The sequence below is a fragment of the Kaistia dalseonensis genome (genome assembly GCF_030814715.1).
GTDB classification, from domain to species: Bacteria; Pseudomonadota; Alphaproteobacteria; order Rhizobiales; family Kaistiaceae; genus Kaistia; species Kaistia dalseonensis.
This window is the reverse complement of record NZ_JAUSVO010000003.1, coordinates 394,592-409,504: the sequence shown is the minus strand read 5'-3', so window position 1 is coordinate 409,504 and position 14,913 is coordinate 394,592. Positions and strand designations below refer to the sequence as shown.

Sequence of the window (14,913 nt, the reverse complement as noted above, 5' to 3'; positions counted from 1 at the left end):
GGCGTGAGCGTGGTCGATGTGTCAGCTCGCTTTCAGCGCTTCGTCGAGCGGACCGAGATCGACGATCTTCGAAAGCGCGGGCACCGTGCGACCGGAGATCTTGGCGACATCCGTCATCGTCCCGGAGACGAGCGCGGTATCGAACCAAAGCAATTTGTTGGGGCCGTTGGCGGCGATCAGCGGGATCTGCAACTCGTTCTGGCGCAGCTGCTGGGCCGGATCGAGGCCGAGATCGGCGCCGTAATTCTCGGTGACGAGCCTGACCGCGAGACTGGGATCGGCCGCATTGTCCTTCCAGCCCTTGATGAGCGCCTTCAGATAGCCGACCACCTGCGGGCGGTGTTTCTCGAGGAATTCGCGCTTCACCACAATATAGCCCTGGACCACCTTGAAGCCGAGGTCGTCCCAGAGGGTGACGAAGAAATCCTTGTCGCGGACCATGCCCATCTTTTCCAGCGTGATCGGCTGGTTGGTTGCGAAGCAGAAATAGCCGTCGCCATCGCCATTCAGCAGCGGCTCGGGCGAGAAGCCGGTCGGCACCGTCTCATATTCGAGCGGCAGGCCGGCCTTGGTCAGCACGGTGTCGATGATCTGGCGATTATTGGGGCTCTGGATCAGGAACTTGCCGCCGACCAGATCCTTCGGCTCGCGCATCGGCCGCTTGGCAAGCGAGAGCAGGGCGGCCGGGCTCTTCGCCCAGCTGGCGCCGAGGATCACCAGATCGTTGCCCTTGTCGACCGCCTCGAGGAAGGGCAGCCAGTCGGGGCTCGCGACATCGGCGCTTCCGGCGACGAGCGTGACGAGGGCGTCGGGCGCGTTCGGCCCGCCGGGCAGGAACTTCGAGTCAACTCCTTCGGCGGCGAAGTAACCCTTGTCGAGTGCGATCCAGAAGCCCGCGAATTCGACATTGGAAATCCAGCCGAATGCCGTTGTGATCGGCAGGCTTTCGGCGGCGAAAGCGGGCCTGCCGCCAAGGCCGAATGCTGCTGCACCGATGCCGGCTGCCAGCACGGCGCGACGGTTTGGTCTGAACGAATTCGAGAAGGTCATTGGAGCCATCCGCATGAGTGGTTCCCTTGGCCTTCCTCCCCCTGTATTTTTGTTACAGATACGCTACCATATGTAATTATGATTACAAGAGGCGGTATACGATGAGCCGGGAATTCGGCAAGCCAGCGGTTCCGATGCTCCCCGCCAGCGCCATCGTGGCGGAACGCATCGCCGCAGCCTATCCGGAGCTGTCGCAGGCGCTGCGAACCTTCGCGGATTTCGTGCTGGCCGAGCCGCTGCGCATCGCGCGCATGAGCATCAACGACACGGTCGCGGCGTCGGGCGTCTCGGTCGCGACGGCGAACCGCTTCGCCCGGACGATCGGTTTCGACGGCTATGCGCAGTTCCGGCAGGAACTGATCCGGGGCTTTGAATCCGTCCTGTCGCCGGATGACCGGCTGAAGCGGAAGCTGTCGGAGGAATCGACCGCGCGCGAGGTTCTGGTCGCCTCGCTGGAGGAGGATATCGAGAACCTGAAGGCGACGATCCTCAATCTCGACGACGAGCGCTGCGCGCAGGCCGTCACCATGATCGCGCAGGCACGCAAGATCTTCATCATCGGTTTCGACAGGGCGGGAAGCCTGGCGGAATTGCTCGCCAATGGCCTCGAACTCGCCGGCTGCAATGTCCGCATGGTGGAGAATGCCGGGGGCGCTGCCGGCGCGGCGCGGCAGCTCTATCGCTTCGGCGACGAAGACCTCGTCATCTCGATCGCCTTTCCCCGCTATCTCAAGGATACGGTCGAACTGACCCATTATGTCCGGCAGCGCGGCCTCCGCGTGCTGGCGATCACCGACAACCAGAATTCGCCGCTCGCAGCCTTTGGTGATCTCACGCTCTATGTCCGCGCGGCCCGCCAGTACAGCTCCACCTCCGATACGGCGATCCTCGGCCTGATCGAGGCCCTCATCGCCGGCGTCACGCATCAGTGCCGCGCCGTGGCCGGCGAACTCGCCGATGCCTATCTCGATTTCTCCTATCCCTGGCTTTCGACGCCGCGCGGCGGTGGCAATGGCGGCTGATACGCCGCCTCAGCTTCGACGAAGACAGATCGTGCCGGCCGCTTTGAAAGCACGTGTGCCAGACATTGTCTCGCGCCTTCGTTGAGCGCAGGCCCGATATCATGACAGTGTGGGTTGGAGCCATCGGCCCGGATCGGCCGGTTCCCGCCATTCACGGTGCTATTCACTGCGCCGGGGCAGTATTTACATATAATAGTACTAATGGTATCGACTCTCATGCCGCCGAGGGAGGAACGCTCGCGGCTAAGGGAGGAAATCGTGACCTATTTCAAGAAGCTTGCCCTCGCGGCGAGCATCGCTACCGCCTTGTCTTCGTCGGCGATGGCGGCCGACATGACCATCGGCTTCTCGCAGATCGGCTCGGAATCCGGCTGGCGCGCCGCCGAGACTTCGGTCACCAAGCAGCAGGCCGAGAAGCGTGGCATCACGCTGAAATTCGCCGACGCACAGCAGAAACAGGAAAACCAGATCAAGGCGATCCGTGGCTTCATCGCCCAGGGCGTCGACGCGATCCTGGTTGCGCCCGTCGTTGCCACCGGCTGGGACGACGTCCTGACTGAAGCGAAGGAAGCCAAGATCCCCGTGATCCTGCTCGATCGCGGTGTCGATGCCTCGCAGGATCTCTATCTGACCTCCGTCGCATCCGATCAGGTCAAGGAAGGCAAGGTCGCCGGCGACTGGCTGGTCGGCGCCGTCAAGGACAAGGACTGCAAGGTCGTCGAGCTTCAGGGCACGGTCGGCTCGACGCCGGCCATCAACCGCAAGAAGGGCTTCGAGGAGGCGATCGCCGGCCACAACAACATCTCCATCGTCCGCAGCCAGACGGGTGACTTCACCCGCTCGAAGGGCAAGGAAGTGATGGAAGGCTTCCTGAAGGCCGAGAATGGCGGCAAGGGCATCTGCGCCGTCTATGCGCATAATGACGACATGGCGGTCGGCGCCATCCAGGCGATCAAGGATGCCGGCCTGAAGCCGGGCACCGACATTCTCGTCGTCTCGATCGACGGCGTGCCGGATATCTTCGCCGCCATGGTGGCGGGCGAGGCGAACGCCACTGTCGAGCTGACGCCGAACATGGCCGGCCCTGCTCTCGATGCGCTCGCTGCCTACAAGAAGGACGGCACGGTTCCGCCGAAGTTCATCATCACCGAATCGAAGCTCTATACCCCGGCGGATAATCCCCAGGGCGAGTATGATGCACGCAAGGGTCTCGGCTACTGATCGGGTAGCCTGATCTCGGCCTCGCCGGCATCGCGCCGGCGAGGCCATAGCCATGCGTGAACGGTGATCGGTGACAGGGGGGCGAGGTGGAGCAGACGGCCTTCAGGATGGAGGCGCGTGGGGTTTCCAAGATTTTTGGCAATCACACGGCGCTCGATGCGGTCGAATTCGGGCTGCTGCCCGGCGAAGTCCACGCCCTGCTCGGCGAGAACGGGGCCGGCAAGTCCACTTTGATCAAGATTCTCACCGGCGCCTACCAGCCGGATGGCGGCAAGATCCTCGTCGATGGCGAGGAGGTGGTGCTGAACAGCCCGCTGCACGCTCAGTCCTTCGGCATTGGCGCGGTCTACCAGGAAGTGAACCTGCTGCCGAACCGATCGGTGGCTGAAAACCTCTTCCTCGGCCATCAGCCGACGCGGTTCGGCTTGGTCGATCGGCGCCGCATGGATCGCGAGGCGCGCGTGCTACTGCAGCGCTACGGGCTCGGCATCGATCCGTCCAGCGAACTCGGCACCCATTCCGTCGCCGTGCAGCAGATCGTGGCGATAGCGCGCGCCGTCCAGCTTTCCGGCAAGGTGCTGATCCTGGACGAGCCGACGGCGAGCCTTGATCGCGACGAAGTCCAGCGCCTGTTCGAGGTCGTCGCGGGCCTGAAGCGCGACGGGCTCGCGATCGTCTTCATCACCCATTTCCTCGATCAGGTCTTCGCGCTCGCCGACCGCGTCACCATCCTGCGCAACGGCAAGCTGATCGATACGCGTCGTCTCGACGAACTCACCCGCACCGAGCTCGTGCGCAAGATGCTCGGCAAGGACATCGCCTTTTCCGGCTCGACCAGCCTCAAGACCGAACGGCCGGTCACGGATGTGCTGATCGACTATGAGGGCTACGGCAAGAAGCGCAGCGTCCATCCCTTCTCGCTCACGATCCACAAGGGAGAGGTGATCGGTGTCGCCGGGCTGCTCGGCTCCGGGCGGACCGAGATGGCGCGCATCATGTTCGGCATCGATCCCGCCGACCAGGGAACGGCCACGCTCAATGGCCGGCCGGTTGCGATCAAAACCGCCGTCGACGCGATCAAGCACGGCTTCGGTTTCTGTCCGGAGGATCGCAAGGCGGATGGCATCTTCGGCGAACTCTCCGTGCGCGAGAACATCGTCATCGCGCTGCAGGGCAAGCTCGGCTGGTTCCGCGCGCTGAACCGCGACGAACAGCTCGATCTCGCCGGCCAGTTCGGCGAGGCGATGGATATCCGCGCCGCCTCGCTCGACATGCCGGTGAAGCTGCTTTCCGGCGGCAACCAGCAGAAGGTCATCCTCGCCCGCTGGCTCGCCACCGATCCGGCCTTCCTCATCCTCGACGAGCCAACCCGCGGCATCGATGTCGGCGCCCATGCCGAGATCGTCCGCACTATCAACCGCCTGCGCGACGATGGCATGGCGCTCGTCGTCATCTCGTCAGAGCTCGACGAGGTCGTCGCCTATTCCTCGCGCATCGTCGTCATGCGCGACCGGGAAATGGTCGCCGAATTGCGCGGCGAGGATATCAGTCCCGGCGTCATCGTGCAGGCGATCGCCACGCATGGGGAGAAGGCGGCATGAACCGGCTCGCTTTCGGCCGCCTCGTCAATACGCAGACCGTCGCGCTTGTGGGCGTCCTGCTGCTGAACTGGCTGCTCTTCCCCGGCTTCTTCAAGATCGAGTGGCAGGATGGCCGCCTGTTCGGTAGCCTGATCGACGTGCTGAATCGCGGCGCGCCGGTGGCGATCCTCGCGATCGGCATGACGGCGGTCATCGCCACCAAGGGCGTCGACCTTTCCGTCGGCGCGGTGATGGCGATGGCCGGCGCGGTCGCGGCGACGCTGGTCGTGGCCGGCTATCCCACGGCGCTCGCGATTGTGGCCGCCCTCGCGGTCGGACTCCTCTGCGGCCTCTGGAACGGCATACTGGTCGCCCTGCTCGACATCCAGCCGATCATCGCGACGCTGGTCTTGATGGTTGCCGGCCGTGGCATCGCGCAATTGATCACGGAAGGCTCGATCGTCACCTTCTCTGATCCGGCTCTGATCTTCATCGGAACCGGCTCGCTGTTCGGCTTTCCCATGCCGGTCGTCATCGCCTTCACCCTGCTGGTGCTCGTCACGCTCGCGGTGCGCAAGACGGCGATCGGGCTCTTCATCGAGGCCGTCGGCGTCAATCGCTCGGCCGCGACGCTCGCCGGCATTCGCAGCCGCCTGCTGCTGATCGTCGTCTATGCGCTGAGCGGCCTCTGCGCCGCGATCGCCGGCCTGATCGTGACCGCCGACATCCATGGCGCCGATGCCAACAATGCGGGTCTTTGGCTGGAGCTCGATGCGATCCTCGCCGCCGTCATCGGCGGGACCTCGCTGCTCGGCGGACGGTTTTCCATCGCCATGTCGGTCGTTGGTGCGCTGATCATCCAGGCGATGAACACCGGCATCCTCGTTTCCGGCTTCCCGCCGGAGTTCAACCTCGTCGTCAAGGCCGGCATGATCACGCTCATCCTGGTGATCCAGTCGCCCTTCTCCAGCCAGTTCATGAACTGGCTCGGGCGGCGCAACCGGGGAGCGGCGCGATGAACCGCAGCCTTCGTCCGCTGATGGCGACCGTCATCATATTCGCCATCGCCTATGCCGCCGCCGTCATGCAGTTCCCGGGCCTGCTTTCGACCCGTGTGCTCGGCAATTTCCTGACCGACAACGCCTTCCTCGGGATCACCGCCGTGGGCATGACCTTCGTCATCCTGTCGGGCGGCATCGATCTGTCGGTCGGGGCGGTGATCGGCTTCACCGGCGTTCTCGTCGCCGTGCTGATCAGCTCGCTCGGGCTGCATCCACTTGTAGCTTTTGCCATCGCGCTCGTCGTGGCGGCGCTGTTCGGCGCCGCCATGGGCTTCGCGATCCACTATCTGCAGGTGCCGGCCTTCATCGTGACATTGGCGGGCATGTTCCTGGCGCGCGGCGGAGCCTCTGTCATCACGCAGGATTCGGTGCCGATCAACCACGCTTTCTACAGTTATCTCTCGTCGCTCTACTTCCGCCTCCCCGGCGGCGGGCGGCTCAGCTTCGTTGGCCTCTTGATGGTGGCCGTGTTCATCGTCGGCGCGATCGTCGCCCACCGCACGCGGTTCGGCTCCTATGTCTACGCGCTTGGCGGCAATACGACATCGGCCTCGCTGATGGGCGTCCCGGTCGCGCGCACCACGATCCAGATCTACATGCTTTCCAGTGTGCTCGCCGGTCTGGCGGGAATCGTCTTCTCGCTCTACACCTCTGCCGGCTATCCACTGGCGGCTGTCGGCGTCGAGCTCGATGCGATCGGCGCGGTGGTCATCGGCGGCACGCTGCTTACGGGAGGCTACGGATTCGTGTTCGGCACTTTCGTCGGCGTCATGCTGCTCGGCCTCGTGCAGACCTACATTATCTTCGATGGCACGCTGTCGAGCTGGTGGACCAAGATCGTGATCGGCTTCCTCCTGTTCCTCTTCATCGTGCTGCAGCGGCTGGTGTTCGCCGCCTCGTCCCGCGGAGACAGGGCGCCGCAGAAAGCCTGAAATGAGCGAGCCTGGCAGTCTCTTACGCTCGCTCTCGGGCCGGCCTGCGGCGCGGAATTTCCATACCTTCGTCATCAACGAAATCGGCGTCGCCATCGTCTCGGGCAAGTTCGCGGTCGGGACGATCCTGCCGAGCGACGCCGAGATGATGGCGAGCTACGGTGTTTCGCGCACCGTCCTGCGCGAGGCGCTGCGGACTCTCGAGGCCAAGGGCATGGTCGAGGCGCGGCCGAAGGTCGGCACGCGCGTCTCGCAGCGCAGCCGCTGGAACCTCTTTGACCAGCAGGTTCTCGCCTGGCATTTCGAGGCCGAGCTCGAGGCTGAATTCCTGGTCGGCCTGTTCGATATCCGCGCCGCGCTCGAGACGAGGGCGGCCGATCTCGCTGCCCGCCGGCGCACGGCCGAGCAGATCCGGTTGCTCAAATATTGGGTGCACCAGATGGAGCTGGTGAACGGCGACGTGGAATCGCACGCTCTCGCCGTGCTCGAAGTGCACCGTGTCATCGCCGAGGCCTCCGGCAATCCGCTCCTGCGTTCCGCGATCGGGCTGGTGGAACTCACCCTCGCGCTCGTGGCCGTGGCGGGATCCGAAGCCGAGCGCGCGGCGGCCCGGGTCGCGCTGACGACGCTGAGCCGGGAACTGATCGAGATGATCGAGGCGGGCGACGCGCCCGGCGCTGTCGCCGCCATGCGCGCGATCATCGAGTTTGGCGGCCGTCGCGCCCTGGAGGGCCGCAGGCCCGGCGCGGCGCGCGGCACGCGATGAGCTGAAAGCCTGCCGGCGTCACCCTTCGAGGAAATGGCCGAGCGGGTTCAGCGGCCTGATTCCGTCGCACACGATCTTGGTGATGGCGAGCATTGGTACCGCCAGGATCGCCCCCGGCACGCCCCACATCCAGAACCAGAAGATCAGCGATATGATCACGAGCACCGGATTGAGCGTGAAGCGACGTGCGAGCAGGATCGGCGTGACCGTCTCCCCCTCGATGACGTGGATCACCAGATAGAGCCCGGCCGGCAACAGGGATTGCCAGAACGCGTCGATCGAGAGCTGGCCTGCGAGCAGGAACAGGCCGACACCGACGAACGGGCCCATGATCGGCACATAGTTCAGCAGGAAGGCGACGCCGCCCCAGAGGATCGGATCGCCGAGCCCGCAGGCCCACATGGCAATGCCGGTTGCGACGCCGACGGCCGCATTCATCAGCGTGATCGTGACGAGATAGGCGGAGACATTCTCCTCGATCTGCTGCGACAGCTCCACCACGCGGCGCTTGTCCCGGAAGCTCGGCACGATCTCGACCATGCGGCGCAGGAACGTATCGCCCGATATCAGCAGGAAGAACAGGATCAGCAAGGTCTCGAAGAAGCCGCTGGCGAAATGCTGCGTGCCCTTGAGCAGCATCTCCGACATGGTCGGGCCCGTGCCTCCGGCCGACGCGCCGGCATCGAACTGGTGCAGGAAGGTCTGCAGCGTCTGGATCGGCCGGCTCAGGAAGCGCAGCCGCTCCTCCATCTTCGCGATGCCCTCGGGCAGTTTCGCGGCCCATGCCGCCGCCGGGCCGGACATGGCGGCCCCGATCGCGACGATGAAGGCGAAGATCGCGGTGATCAGAAGCAGCGCGGCCAGGCTGCGCGGCAGTCTCAGCTTCTCCAGCGCCCGCATGCCGGGCTGCAGCAGGAGTTTCAGCACGATGGCGAGCACGATGGGCAGGATGATATCGGCCGCGAAATAGGCGACGGCGAGCAGCGCGATGATCAGGAGACAGGTGAGAACGAGCAATTTGAGATCCGACGTGATCGGACCCGTCTCCCCGGCAAGGTCCGGCGGCTCGAGCGCTTGTGTCTCGGTGGTCGGAACCTCGAACTTCACCAACGGATCTGACATCTCTTCGGCTCAAGGCGTGCAGCATGCGGGGCTCGGGCTGCATCGGGCGCAACTCAATACGCAGACGTGAATTTCGATCCCGCGCGATCGAATAATAATACGAGGATCCGGCCTATGTGTTCTGGTCCTGATCCCGGGGCCCCGCCGCCGATCCACGACATCTCGTGCGCGGCCGTCAGTCAGGCCCCGATTTCAACCCTCGCCGAGCAGCGAACCGTCTCCAGAGCGGCCGCGATCGGCTCGGGGCGGCCGAGGAGGTAGCCCTGCGCCTCCGTGCAGCCGATGCGACGGACGACGGCCAGCTGTTCGGCCGTCTCTATGCCTTCTGCCGTCGTCGTCATGCCGAGCCGGCGGGCCAGGCTGGTGACCGCCTCGACGATCGCTGCGCTGTCGGGCCGGTCGACCATGTCCTGGACGAAGGAGCGATCGATCTTGATCTTGTCGAGCGGGAAGAGCCGCAAATGGCTGAGGCTCGAATAGCCGGTGCCGAAATCGTCGAGCACGATGCGCACGCCGAGCGCCTTCAGGCGTCGCAGCGCATCCAGATTGCGCTGGTCGTCGGCGAAGAGCGCCGTCTCCGTGATCTCCAGCTCGATACGGCTGGGGTCGAGCCCGGTCTCGCGCACGATGTCGGCGAGCGTCGTCGCGATATCGCCGACGGCGAGCTGTACCGGCGACAGATTGGCCGCGATCTTCAACTCGCCTGGCAGGCTCGCAATGTCGCGACAGGCTTGCCGGAGGACCCACGCCCCGATCTCGACGATCAGCCGCGTTTCCTCGGCGATCGGGATGAAGGCGGCCGGCGAAATCAGCCCGCGCTCGGGGTGCCGCCAGCGCAGCAGGGCCTCGAAGCCGCAGAGCCGGTCCGTCTCCAGATTGAAGATCGGCTGGTAGGCGAGGGCGAACTGCTGTTCGGCGAGCGCCACGCGCAGGTCGGATTCGATCTGGAGCCGATCGCGCAAGCGGGCCTCCATTTCCGGCGCGAAGACGCAGGTCGTCGAGCGTCCCTTGGCCTTCGCTTCGTAGAGCGCGAGATCGGCTTGCTGCAGCAGTGTGTTGGGATCGGTCACCGAGCCGTCGCCGAGGGCGATGCCGATGCTGACGCCGCTGCCGATCGTGTGGCCCAGAACGTCATAGGGCTCGCTGAGCGCGCTGATGATGCGGGCGCTCAGCGATTCCGCATCGCCCCGCGACATGGGCGCCGGGCTGATCACGGCGAACTCGTCGCCGCCGAGGCGCGCCACGGTCTGCGTATCGCGCACGCAGGTGCCGAGCCGTTCGGCCACCGTCCTCAGGAGGGCATCGCCGACCTGGTGGCCGAGCGTGTCGTTGACCTCCTTGAAGCGGTCGAGATCGAGATAGAGCAGCGCCATCGGCGCGCCATGGGCGCGGCTCAGATGGAGCGTCTCGCTGATCTGCTCATGAAAAAGCGCCCGGTTGGGCAGCCGCGTCAGCTCGTCATGGTGTGCCAGGAAGCGAATGCGGCCCTCGCGCTCGGAAAGCGCCTCGTTCTGGCGCTTTGCCTCTTCGGTCGCCGCATTGGCGCGCCTGTTGGCCTCGGCCAGCTTGGCCTCGGTCGCCTTGAGCGGCGTGATGTCGGTCCTGATGCTGACGATGCCGCCATTGGCCATCCGGCGATCCTGCATGAGCAGCCAGTGCTCGTCCGGCACGAGCAGCTCCTGCGGACCGTCGGCGCGGCGATGCCAGTCGAGCGTCCGCTCGATGAACCCGGCGGGATCGCTCTCGGATTGGGGATACTGGCCGAGCGCCACGCCGCGGCGCAGCAATTCCTCATAGCCGCAGCCGGGGACCATCAGGGGCGCAATCCGCGTATAGAGATCGCGATAGCGCTGGTTGCTGGTGACGAGCCGATCCTGCGTGTCCCACATGGCGAAGCCGTCGGACATCGTCTCGATCGCGCCTTCGAGCACGGCCGTGGACCGGGCGCGCTCGGCCTCGGCCCGTTCGCGCTGGCGGATTGCGAAGACGAGGGCTGCGGCGAAGGCCGCGATGAGGATGGCGCGGATCGTGAGTCCGACGATGCCGCGGCCGCGCTCGGCGCGCCAATCGGCCAGCACGGAGTTCAGATCCTGCGCCAGCACGACGCGCACGTCGGAATAGAGCGAGGCGCGGACGACGGCGAGCCGCTCGGTTCCGCCTGTCGCCGTGCTGATAAAGGCTTGGCCATCAGCCGATCGCAGGCCGAGCGCGGACGAATCGATGCGGCCCGTGCGGACCTCGTCATGGGGCAGCGCCGCGATCAGCTGCCCGTTGCGCCGCTCGAGTCGCAGCGTCGCCCCCGGGGGCATGCGTGTCTCGGCGAGTAATCCCATCAGCGTCAGCAGCGGCACCTCGGCGACGGCGATGACGCCGTGCCATTCGGGAATGCTGCGGGCGACATAGAGCGACCACTCGCCGGTCACCGTGTTGCGCGTCGGGCCGATCAGCGCGGTCGGGTTGGTGCTGAGTTCGGAAAGGTCGATGGCGAGGGGCTGATGTGGGCGGCGATAGCGCGCCGTGGCCAGGATGGTTCCGTCGGCGCGGACCAGCAGCAGATCGCGATAGGCGAGCGTCTGGAAGTTCAGCCCTTGCAGCAATTGATCCGAAATCTGCCGAGAATCCGGCGAGGCGCCGGCCGCGGCGAAGATCGACGGCACGCTCGCAAGCGCGCCGTGGACCTGGAGAAGCTGGCGATTGAGGGCATCCTCCACCGCCTGGGCCGAGCGTTCGAGCGAGGATTCGGCGATCGAGATCGTGGCGATGCGACCATGCTCGATCATGATTGCGGGCAGGGCGATGCTGACGATCAGGATGAGCAGGGTGGCCGCGGCAACGATCAGCTTGATGTGGCGCCAGAGCATCGATCAATCCCGCGCCAGGAAGGGGGTCACTCTGCGCCGACCTTGATGTCGTGGACGGCGGCGAGATAGCTGTTCCAGTCCTGCGCGCAGGCGTCGCCGCACCGCGCGATCCATCGGGGAAGCACCACCTCGGAAAGCAGTTGCCGCCGTCGCTCGGCATCGGCCTTCGACGTCGGCACCAGCGTCATCGGCCGCGCGGGTGCGGGCCCGCACAGCGATGCGCCAGTGTTGCAGGCAAGGCCCCGCTCGGTATCCTGCTCGGCCTGTGCCCAGATGCGCTTTTCGAGATCGGCGACACCGGCCCTGATGATCTCGCGATCCGCCGGCGGCAGTGCCTGCCAGGTCGTGACATTGGCGCCGAAGAATGACAGCCCCCAGCTGAGCGCCATGGCGTGGACATGCGTCGTATATTGATCGAGACCGATCTCATAACCGCTGAGCGTGCCAGTGATCGCGCAGTCGACCACGCCGTCGCGCAGTGCCGACGCGACCTCCGCGAAGGGGAGTTGCACCGGAACGGCACCGAGCGCCGTCATCAGCTCGGACTGGCCGACCGACGAGGTGCGGACCCTGCGGCCGGAGAGGTCGTCGAGACCGGAAAAGTCGGAGACGCAGAAGGCGACCTGCGCCGGGTAGGTGTAGATTCCCAGAAGCTCGATATCGTAACGCTCGCGCAGCAGGGTGCTGAGCCGGCCACGAAAGGCGTCGGCCGTCTTGCGGAGCGTCGCCATGTCGGGGTTGAGGATCGGCAGGTCGAGCGCATTGAACTCGGGCTCGTCGCCGGCGACGACCGCTGCGAGCGCCGTGCCGAAAGGCACCACGCCGAGGCGCATCAGCTGGAGCATTTCCTGGCCGCGCAGGCCGCTGCTGTCGAGCGGACGGATCGTGGCCTTGATGCGTCCGTTCGAGCGCTGCTCGATCTCCTTCTCCCAGAAGGGTTGTTCCAGCTTGGTATATTGGGTGACGGCATCAAGCCCGCCGACGATCTCCAGCTTGACGGGTCCGTCCGTGTCCTCGGCTTTGGCCGAAATGCAGAACCCCATCAGCACGACCAGGAACGCAAAGCCGTTCCAACCGAAGTGACGTCCCGACACGGCCTTGGTCAACGATCGCACGCCTCGCCTCTGGCTGACTGCGCCGGCCTTGCCAGTGCTCTGGCTGGCCGTGGCCGGCGGCTCGATTCCGGAATACTCCCTGCACGATAATGCTGGAGGGCGAGGGGACGCTACTTCTATCTGATGGCGCAGCCGATCCATGCCCGGCTTCTACCGAGCGATCTCTTCTTCCCATGTGCCCATGAAAAAAGGTGAGCGGCATGCCGCTCACCTCGTCTGGTTCAACTCTGGCGCAGCCGCGGGCTACTTTGCCTTGGGCTCGATCTTGGCGGCGATGAACTTGAAGTTCGACCACCACCACCACGGACCTTCATAATAGTTCGTGGCGCTCGGATAGTTGGTCCAGTAGGTCTCGTTCACGGGCACGAACTTCGACGTTCCGAACATCTCGATCGAGGGCAGGCCCTTCACGAGTTCCTTGAGGATGTCCGTACCGATCTCGACCACCTGCGGATCTTCCGACGGGACGGTCCGCAGCTTGTCGATCAACGCGCTCAGTTCGTCGTTCGAGTAGCGACCCTGATTGGACGAGGTTGCCGTGCCGTTGGGACGAACATAGTCCTTGTGCCATCCTTCCATGCGGACGAACGGGTCGGGAACGATGCCGCAGGACGAGCCCCAATAGGAGCCGACTTCATAGTTGCCGGTGTTCTCGGCGGTGAAGAACGGTCCGTCCTGCATCTGCTGGACGTTGGTCTCGATACCGAAGGCATTCCATTCATTGGCGACCGCGAAGGCGAGGCGCTGCGACTGGACCTCGAAATCGGCGGGCGCGTTGATGGTGATCGTCCAGGGCTTGCCGTCCGGCGTCTGCCACTTGTCGCCATCCTTCTTGAAGCCCTGCGCCGTCAGAAGCTTCGAGGCCTCGTCCGGATCGAACTTCCACCAGCCGACGCCGAGCAGATCGCGAACCTTGTCGGGATCGGTCGGGATATCGGTGGCGCCTTCCGAGCGGAGCTGGTCGGCGAGCTTCACCGCATAGTCCGGGTCGAAGGGCTTGTAGCCGTCCGACAGCGCGAAGTCGGTCAGCCACGGCACCATGGGCTTGTGATAGGTCTTCATCAGCACGCTGGTCGGCGGCATGCCGAGCGGGGACGCCCGCAGCATGCCCGAGAAGGTCGCGATGCTCGCCTGCTGCAGGTTGATCGCCAGCGCCAGAGCCCAGCGGGTCTCCGCCTTGTCGTAGGGCGCCTTGCTCGTGTTGAAGTGGATGCCGCGTTCGCAGGGATCGTCCAGATTGGCGTAGGGGAAGCCGTCATACCAGGCATGGACGTTCGGATTCTGCTTGCGCAGGATGTCGAGGCTTTCCGGCGAGATATCCGTCAGAATGTCCATATTGTTCTGCGCCATGGCGAGGACACGCTTTTCCTCGGTGCCATAGGAGCGGAACAGCACATATTGCGCCTTCGGCTCGCCGACGATCTGGCCGACATCCGAATTCTTCCAGTCCTCGCGCTTCTCCCACAGGAACCACGAGCCGTTCGGGTCGCTCGACTTGTATTTGTAGGCGCTGATCGTCACGGGCGGGAAGTTCGAGAACGTCGCGGGGTCTACCTTCTCCCAGACATGCTTCGGCACGACATGGAAGGGGTTGCCGTAGATCAGCGAGCCGAGCACGATCGGCAGGCGCGGCGTCGGCTTCGTCGTCTCGATCTCGACCGTGTAGTCGTCGACCTTGGTGAACTTCTTGATCGCATTGTTGAAGGCGGCGCTGTAGGCGATGCCGCTGGTCTTGGCGATCATGTCGGCGGTGAAGACGACGTCGTCGGCGGTGAAGGGCTTGCCATCGCTCCAGGTCAGCCCTTGGCGCAGCTTGACCTTGAACTTCGTGTAGTCGGAATTCAGCGCTTCCGGCATGTCGGCGGCCAGATCGGGGATCTGCTTGCCCGATGCCGTATCGATGTCCCACATCAGGGCTTCCGCCATCTGGTGCAGGCCCTGGTTGATGGTGACGCCCTGCTGGTAGGGGTTCATCGTGTTCGGATTGGCGACACGCGCATTCAGCATGTCGACGATCAGCGTCTGGTCGCGCGGCGTTCCGACATCGGTCATCTCCTGGGCGAGCGCCGGCACGCCTGCGAGCATGGAGCCAACCATCAGTGCCGCGGCTCCGAAGACGGCGATGCCGCCGCTTCGAATACCGGATCTGTTCCTCGTCTCGGACATTTCGTTCTCCTCCGGGT

Annotated in this window: 11 protein-coding genes; 6 read left to right on the top strand and 5 right to left on the bottom strand. The window is 64.9% G+C overall.

Annotated elements, in window-relative coordinates:
• Positions 1-21: 21 nt before the first annotated feature.
• Positions 22-1,050 carry an ABC transporter substrate-binding protein gene (locus QO014_RS12435; protein WP_266349022.1) on the bottom strand — a complete coding sequence of 343 codons (1,029 nt, stop codon included), beginning with the start codon at positions 1,048-1,050 and terminating at the stop codon, positions 22-24.
• 101 nt (positions 1,051-1,151) lie between these two features.
• Between QO014_RS12435 and QO014_RS12430 the strand changes: the two genes are divergently transcribed.
• From QO014_RS12430 to QO014_RS12405, 6 genes are all read left to right on the top strand, one after another.
• Positions 1,152-2,072, top strand: a complete 921-nt coding sequence (locus QO014_RS12430; RefSeq protein ID WP_266349021.1) for a MurR/RpiR family transcriptional regulator — start codon at positions 1,152-1,154, stop codon at positions 2,070-2,072.
• A gap of 258 nt (positions 2,073-2,330) precedes the next feature.
• Positions 2,331-3,293, top strand: coding sequence for a galactofuranose ABC transporter, galactofuranose-binding protein YtfQ (gene ytfQ, locus QO014_RS12425; protein ID WP_307258124.1), 963 nt, complete (start codon positions 2,331-2,333; stop codon positions 3,291-3,293).
• Between the two features lie 107 nt (positions 3,294-3,400).
• Complete coding sequence (locus QO014_RS12420) at positions 3,401-4,894, top strand: sugar ABC transporter ATP-binding protein (RefSeq protein ID WP_266349315.1); 1,494 nt, start codon at positions 3,401-3,403, stop codon at positions 4,892-4,894.
• Positions 4,891-5,892: an ABC transporter permease gene (locus QO014_RS12415; RefSeq protein ID WP_266349020.1), complete on the top strand. Its 1,002-nt coding sequence runs from the start codon at positions 4,891-4,893 to the stop codon at positions 5,890-5,892. The genes QO014_RS12420 and QO014_RS12415 overlap by 4 nt, the downstream gene beginning before the upstream one ends.
• A complete protein-coding gene (yjfF, locus tag QO014_RS12410; protein ID WP_266349019.1) occupies positions 5,889-6,866 on the top strand; it encodes a galactofuranose ABC transporter, permease protein YjfF in 978 nt (325 codons plus the stop codon). Before QO014_RS12415 ends, yjfF begins: the two co-directional genes overlap by 4 nt.
• A gap of 1 nt (position 6,867) precedes the next feature.
• On the top strand, positions 6,868-7,632 hold the full coding sequence (locus QO014_RS12405; RefSeq protein WP_266349018.1) for a FadR/GntR family transcriptional regulator: 765 nt from the start codon (positions 6,868-6,870) through the stop codon (positions 7,630-7,632).
• Between the two features lie 18 nt (positions 7,633-7,650).
• Here QO014_RS12405 and QO014_RS12400 read toward each other — a convergent pair whose 3' ends face one another.
• The 4 genes from QO014_RS12400 to QO014_RS12385 form a co-directional block, all read right to left on the bottom strand.
• Positions 7,651-8,754, bottom strand: coding sequence for an AI-2E family transporter (locus QO014_RS12400; RefSeq protein ID WP_266349017.1), 1,104 nt, complete (start codon positions 8,752-8,754; stop codon positions 7,651-7,653).
• Between the two features lie 179 nt (positions 8,755-8,933).
• Positions 8,934-11,615 carry a bifunctional diguanylate cyclase/phosphodiesterase gene (locus QO014_RS12395; RefSeq protein WP_266349016.1) on the bottom strand — a complete coding sequence of 894 codons (2,682 nt, stop codon included), beginning with the start codon at positions 11,613-11,615 and terminating at the stop codon, positions 8,934-8,936.
• A 26-nt stretch (positions 11,616-11,641) separates the two neighbouring features.
• Positions 11,642-12,721 (bottom strand): TRAP transporter substrate-binding protein, encoded by a 1,080-nt coding sequence (locus QO014_RS12390; protein WP_266349015.1) that lies wholly within the window; start codon positions 12,719-12,721, stop codon positions 11,642-11,644.
• 252 nt (positions 12,722-12,973) lie between these two features.
• Positions 12,974-14,896 carry an ABC transporter substrate-binding protein gene (locus tag QO014_RS12385; RefSeq protein WP_266349014.1) on the bottom strand — a complete coding sequence of 641 codons (1,923 nt, stop codon included), beginning with the start codon at positions 14,894-14,896 and terminating at the stop codon, positions 12,974-12,976.
• Positions 14,897-14,913 lie beyond the last annotated feature (17 nt).